A 6,691-nucleotide genomic window follows, 5' to 3' on the forward strand; every position below is an offset into this window, starting at 1 on the left:
AAGATTGAACTTATAGACCACATACAAGTTCAATCTTTTATTATTTATAATAAACAATGTAAATGTATTAAGTTAAAAAATATAATAAATTTTGTAATAAAACATATTATTTATATAAAAAAAATTTTACAAAATATTTATTGAAAATCATAGTAAAAAAGAGTTATATTAGAAGTATAGTATACTAGGATATTCATCAAATAGATACAAAACAAGTTTTCTATTAACTGACGTTATTATTTTAATTATCACATCAAAACAATAAAAGGGAAGGAGAAATTTAAAATATAAATAGGTAACTCATTAATAGTAGCATTAAATTTAAAGGGGCGGTTAAAATGGGCAAGCAAAAAGAAAAAAAGAATTACAATAGTATAAGAAAAAAAGTTGCTGTTTTGAATATGTTTTCTATAATTACTAGTTGTGTAATATTAGGAATAGCTGCAATATTTTTAAATTATGGAGTAATAAATAATGTACTAAAAAGTAATATTACGCAGACAACATTACAAGCATCAAATAATGTTACACAAAAAATTAAAAGTTACAAAGAAGTTGTATATCAAATAGGTTTAATAACAGAACTATCAAATCCTAATATTAAGATTGAAGAAAAAGAAAAGGTTTTACAAGAACAAATAAATTTACATGGCTTTGTAAATGGAGAGATACTTAATATTAATGGAGATAGCTATATAGATGGAAAAAACTACAGTGATAAAGATTTCTTTAAAGAAGCTTTAGCAGGTAAAAGTTATATAAGCGATTCAAATACTGAAGACGAAAAAAATAAAATTAACTTTAAAATTTCAGCACCAGTGTGGGAAAATGGAAAATCAGGAAGTAAAGTTGTTGGTGTAGTATGCTTTACACCAAATGAAAATTTCCTAAATGATATAGTAAAAGAAATAAAGATAAGTACTAATGCATATTCTTACATCATAAACAATAAAGGAACTACGATAGGATATGAAGATGCAAGCTTAGTGGGCGTTGAAAATACAATAGAAGAATCAAAAACAAATAAGGATAAACTTTCTTATGCACAAGCTGATCAAAATTTAATAAATGGTAAAAGTGGATTTGAAACAATAAAAGAAGATGGTAAAAAGTACTTTTTAAGCTATACACCAGTAAAAGAAAGTAATGGATGGGGAATAGGTATAGCAGCACCTAAAGGTGATTTCTATGGAAGTTTATATAACTCAATTGGTATTATAATAGTATTATCATTATTCTTATTTATTATGTTAAGCTATATTGTAATAAAAAATACAAAAAATATGGGAAGACATTTAGAACTCTGTAGTGAAAAAATAGAAAAACTATCTAAAGGAGATTTGAATTCTGAGGATCTGATAATAAATAGAGATGATGAAATTGGTTTAGTAGCAGATTCTACTAACAAAATAGTAAATGATTTTAGAGAGATAATTAAAAGTTTAATAGATGTATTAAGTGAAATAAGTATTGGTAATTTAAATATAAAATTAGATAATGAGAAGTTAGATAAATTATTTGTTAATGATTTTAAACCTATATTAGATTCAGTAAATAAAATAGTGGATGATTTAAATGAAACTTTATTACATATAAATATATCTGGAGAAGAAGTTGCTAATAGTTCAGAACAAGTATCTCAAGGAGCACAAATACTTTCCCAAGGAGCTATTGAACAAGCAAATGCAGTGGAAGAATTATCACAAACAATAAATGAAGTTTCAATTAAGATAAATCAAACAGCACAAAATACTATAGAATCAAAGCAAATATCATTACAGTCAAGCAAAGCTACTGAAATAGGAAAAAAACAAATGGAAGAAATGATAAATGCAATGAATGAAATTAGTTATGCCTCAAATGAAATTAGTAAAATAATAAAAAATATTGATGATATAGCATTCCAAACAAACATATTAGCACTTAATGCAGCAGTAGAAGCAGCAAGAGCAGGAGAAGCTGGAAGAGGATTTGCAGTAGTAGCAGACGAAGTAAGAAACTTAGCTTCAAAAAGTGCAATAAGTGCAAAAAATACAGCCGCTTTAATAAAAGAAGCACTAGTTGCAGTTAACAATGGAACAGAAATAGTTACACAGACATCAAAATCACTTGATGAAATAGTACAATATGTAAATACGTCAACAAAAATTATGGAGAATATAGCAAATGCAAGCGAAGAGCAAGCTCAACATATTACACAAATAAATACAGGTATAGAACAAATTTCAAATGTTGTTCAAGCGAATTCAGCTACATCACAAGAAAGTGCAGCTGCAAGTGAACAATTACTAAGCCAGGCACAAATATTAAAAGAGCAACTTGATAAATTCAAACTAAAACAAAAGTTTATAAAATAAGATTTATATAAATTTAATTACAGAATAACTCCTAATTACTCATATATTTTTTGATTAATACGAAATATTATAAAATTTGGTATAAAAATGAGTAGAAGCCATAAAATAAAAAATGAGAAATATTAGGAGGATTATAATGAATATTCAATATGTACAAGGCAAACCATTGTTTACAACAATAAACAAAGATAAAAAACAATATTCATATTTGGCAGAGAATTTAGAAACGGATGTATGTATAATAGGTGGAGGTGTTACAGGAGCTATAGCATCATATTATTTTAGCAAAAATAATATAAAAACAGTTTTGCTTGAAAAGAAAAGAATCGCACACTTAAGCACTAGTGTAACTACATCACTTTTACAATATGAATTAGACGATAATTTATCCGAACTTCAAGAATACACAACAATAGAGAATTCTTTAAAAGCTTATAATTTAGGTATCAAAGCACTTAAAGAGATAGAAGACTTCATTGATGCATATGAAAATAAATGTGATTATAAAAAAAGGGATACACTATTATATACCTCAAAAAAGAATGAAATAAATAGTATTAAGATAGAGTATGATTTGAGAAAAGAAAATGGACTAGGTGTGGAGTATATTGATGAAAATACTAATAAATTTAGCTTTGATTTAAAAGCTGGTATAATATCAAAAAATGGTGGAGCAGAAATAGATCCATATAAATATACAAATCAATTACTAGAGGTATCTTATAGTATGGGTTCAAAAATATATGAAAATACAGAAGTTATAGAGATAAATCATTATGATGATTATATAGATGTTATAACTGAATTTGGATGTAAAGTAAAAGCAAAAAAAGTAATAGTTGCAACTGGGTATAATACCTCATTATTTACAAATAAAAACTTTGCTACTAAAACAACTACCTTTAATGTAGTTACAAAACCTGTTTCTAATTTTGATGGATGGGTAGATAAAATACTTATAAGAGACAATTGTGATCCTTATAATTACCTAAGAACTACAATAGATAATAGGCTAATAATTGGAGGAGAAGATGTTTCTTTTATACCAGGCATATTTGATGAAAATCTAGCAAATAAAAAATATGATATATTAGAAAATAGATTAAAGTCTATGTTTAAATATATTAATAACATAGAAATAGATTTCAAGTATTGTGGTACTTTTGCATCCACACCTGATAATTTAGGATTTGTAGGACCAGATAAGAAACACAAAAATCTCTGGTACTTATTAGGATATGGGGCAAATGGAATTTTATTTGCAATATTAGGAGCAATGATGCTAAGTGATTTATATAATAACATACCAAATAAAGATATAAACTTATTTAAAGTAGATAGATTTGATAATTAATGTAATTGAATCTTGTAAAGATAAGTACCTGTAAAAATAACTAACAAAAATGATATAAATTTACTTATATAGTATTAAAAAGATCCTATGTAGTAGACACACATAAAACGTGTCTATCTAAATAGGATCTTTTATAATTATTATTGAATAAATAAATCTATTAACTCATCACTAGATAAATTCTTTAAAATACTGCTATTACCCAAATTATCATTGATAATATCTTCAATAAGTTCTTTTTTTACTTCTTGTAAACCAAGAACTTTTTCTTCGACAGTATCTTTAGCAATAAGCTTTATAACATTAACAACATTTTTTTGACCAAGTCTATGAGCTCTATCACTTGCTTGGTCTTCAACCGCAGGATTCCACCAAGGATCAAAATGGATAACCATACTTGCACTAGTTAAATTTAATCCTGTACCACCTGCTTTTAAAGAAATTAAAAACACCTTAGCATCATTAGTATTATTAAACTCATCTACTAATTTTACTCTTTCTGAGGCCGGTGTTTTTCCATCTAAGTAGAAATACGGTATATTATTATTCTCAAGTTCTTTACCAATGGTTTTTAATACGCCTGTAAATTGAGAAAATATAAGTATTTTATTATCGTTAGATTCTTCGATTAATTTCAATGTAATATTAAGTTTAGAGTTTTTTCCGTTATAATTCTTTACCATTAGCTCAGGAATTAAACACATTTGTCTTAGTTTAGTTAAATAAGAAAATACAGTTATTTTATCTTGATTAGATTCTTTAATTTTATTTTTAATTACTTTGACAAAGCCATTATATACCTTTCTATGATCCTTGCCTAATTCAACAAAGAACTTTTGCTCAATTTTATCAGGTAATTCTTTTATAACTTCTTTCTTAGTCCTTCTAAGCATAAAAGGCTTAATTAGTTTTTTTAGATTAGTAAGATTATTTGAATCTTTAATAAAAACTTGTTGGAACTTAGACTCATTAAATAAATAGCCAGGCATAATAAAATCAAAAATAGACCAAAGTTCTGTCAAATTATTTTCTACAGGTGTACCTGTTAAAGCAAATCTAACCTTAGCATTAATGTCTTTTACAGTTTTTGAACTAATAGATTTAGGGTTTTTAATCTGTTGAGCTTCATCTATAATACAATAATCAAAAGTTATACCTTGGTATTTTTCTAAATCATTTTTTAAAGTTCCGTAGGTAGTAAGAATTACATCATAATTATTAATTTCATTAATGATGGTATTTCTTTGTTCAATACCATTATATGCAAGTCCAATTTTTAGAGTTGGAGCAAATTTTTCAAATTCATTTTTCCAGTTATAGATTAATGCTGTTGGAGTTATTACTATACTTTTCTTATTTTGTTGAGATAATAAGAATGTTATTATTTGGATAGTTTTACCTAAGCCCATTTCATCAGCAAGTATACCACCAAAGCTATATTCACTCAAAGTTCTAAGAAACTTGTATCCACTTATTTGATAGTCTCTAAGAGTTGCATTTAAATTTGCAGGAACTTCATAATTTATTTGTGATAATTGATGATGTTTTTCAGTAAGTTCACTGATATAGTTTTTACCTTTTATAAAACTATAATCATTATCTTCAAGGATTTGTTCAATAAACAATGCCTTAATTTTAGGTACCTTTATATTTTCGATATTTTTATTAATTCCTAAGATTTCTAAAAACTCTAAAGCTTTAAAAATATTATTTTCCCTTAAATCTAAATAATCTCCATTTTTAAGTCGATACATTTTTTTATTTTCTTTAAAAGAATTAAAAATATTTTTATACTCACTTTTATCTATTCCACTAATATTAAAATCTATTCCTATAGATTCATCACATACATTAGTTATCTCAATACTAATTTTTGATGATATTACTTTACTTTCTTTATTTGGGGGAGTTTGTGTTTTTAAGCTTTCAAGTCCTTTAAGTACTATAGCTACAATATGTGAGCATATTTGAGGTTTGTTACTCATAGATACACAGTCAGAGCAATCACAACTCATACTAGTAATTACTCTAGTATTTGTATTTATTGTTATCATAGAGGTATTGTTTTGCCCATAACCTTCACCTCTAACACTTCCGTAAAATGTTGCTACTTCGCCATCTACTTTAGCATAGTTGTTATAGACTGAATCTCTCTTATAACTAGCAAATCCTCGTGTAAATCTATTTTTATCTGTTTTGTCTTTTAATATTTCTTCTATTATAACTAAATTCATTTTTTCACCTTGCTTTCATTGTCTAGATTTATTATATACAAAAATAGGTATAAAAAGCATTTATTTTAAACAATTTAAAGAAATTGTAAGTGACTAAATTGTAATGTTGTATCTATTTCCTAAAAATAGTACATTGGGTATAATAGTTTATATAAACAAATAAGGAGAAACATATGTTAAATATATTGATAGTAGAAGACGATAGCACAATAGCTTTTAGCATGAAGTATGCCCTAGAAGGTGAAGGTTACAAAGTAGATAGTGCTAAGGATATATAAATTGCAAAAAATAAATTAAATGAAAATAACTATGACTTAATTTTGTTAGATGTAATGTTACAAGATGGAAATGGATTTAATACTATGGTAATGTAGTGGTTGCCCAATAACACTACATTATCAAAAATATGGTAAGGTGAGTTGAGCCAGTGCAGAAAATCAACAGACACAAGGAGGGTATTTCTCTAATTACACCGTTTGTACTTGTGTTGCTAGGTGACTACCACCACGAAGGGTAGGAGAGGAAAATCGTCTTATATGGTGACATATAAGAGTAGTATTCTTTACTTGTTAAATCAAGTTGTAAGGGCGAGGACTATGTAAAAAGAATACAATAATTGAGCAAGATAGCCCCTTGCTTTAGCTATGGGGTGGAATTGCTCGGTCTTGAACTTGATTAAACAGGTATAGAACACTCACCTTGAATATAGTTTTCTATGTAGTATATAATAAACAATATAGAAAGTG

The 6,691-nt window shown here is 26.5% G+C and carries 3 protein-coding genes; 2 read left to right on the forward strand and 1 reads right to left on the reverse strand.

What is annotated here, in order from left to right; translation table 11 throughout:
* Positions 1 to 338: 338 nt before the first annotated feature.
* Together ACRC03_RS14660 and ACRC03_RS14665 are read left to right on the forward strand one after the other, a co-directional pair.
* Entirely contained in the window at positions 339 to 2,357 is a 2,019-nt protein-coding gene (locus ACRC03_RS14660; RefSeq protein ID WP_438653331.1) for a methyl-accepting chemotaxis protein, read from the forward strand.
* Between the two features lie 136 nt (positions 2,358 to 2,493).
* Positions 2,494 to 3,711 (forward strand): NAD(P)/FAD-dependent oxidoreductase, encoded by a 1,218-nt coding sequence (locus tag ACRC03_RS14665; protein WP_438653332.1) that lies wholly within the window; start codon positions 2,494 to 2,496, stop codon positions 3,709 to 3,711.
* 140 nt (positions 3,712 to 3,851) lie between these two features.
* Here ACRC03_RS14665 and ACRC03_RS14670 read toward each other — a convergent pair whose 3' ends face one another.
* The gene (locus ACRC03_RS14670; RefSeq protein WP_438653333.1) at positions 3,852 to 5,945 is read right to left on the reverse strand and encodes an SNF2-related protein; all 2,094 of its coding nucleotides are present in this window, start codon (positions 5,943 to 5,945) and stop codon (positions 3,852 to 3,854) included.
* Positions 5,946 to 6,691 lie beyond the last annotated feature (746 nt).

This window comes from Romboutsia sp., from assembly GCF_051659545.1.
Classification (GTDB): Bacteria; Bacillota; Clostridia; order Peptostreptococcales; family Peptostreptococcaceae; genus JBOFOR01.

Bases quoted from the DNA above. Each gene is read 5' to 3' on its own strand.
- ACRC03_RS14660 (WP_438653331.1), top strand. From the start codon at position 339: ATGGGCAAGCAAAAAGAAAAAAAGAATTACAATAGTATAAGAAAAAAA.
- ACRC03_RS14665 (WP_438653332.1), top strand. From the start codon at position 2,494: ATGAATATTCAATATGTACAAGGCAAACCATTGTTTACAACAATAAAC.
- ACRC03_RS14670 (WP_438653333.1), bottom strand. From the start codon at position 5,945: ATGAATTTAGTTATAATAGAAGAAATATTAAAAGACAAAACAGATAAA.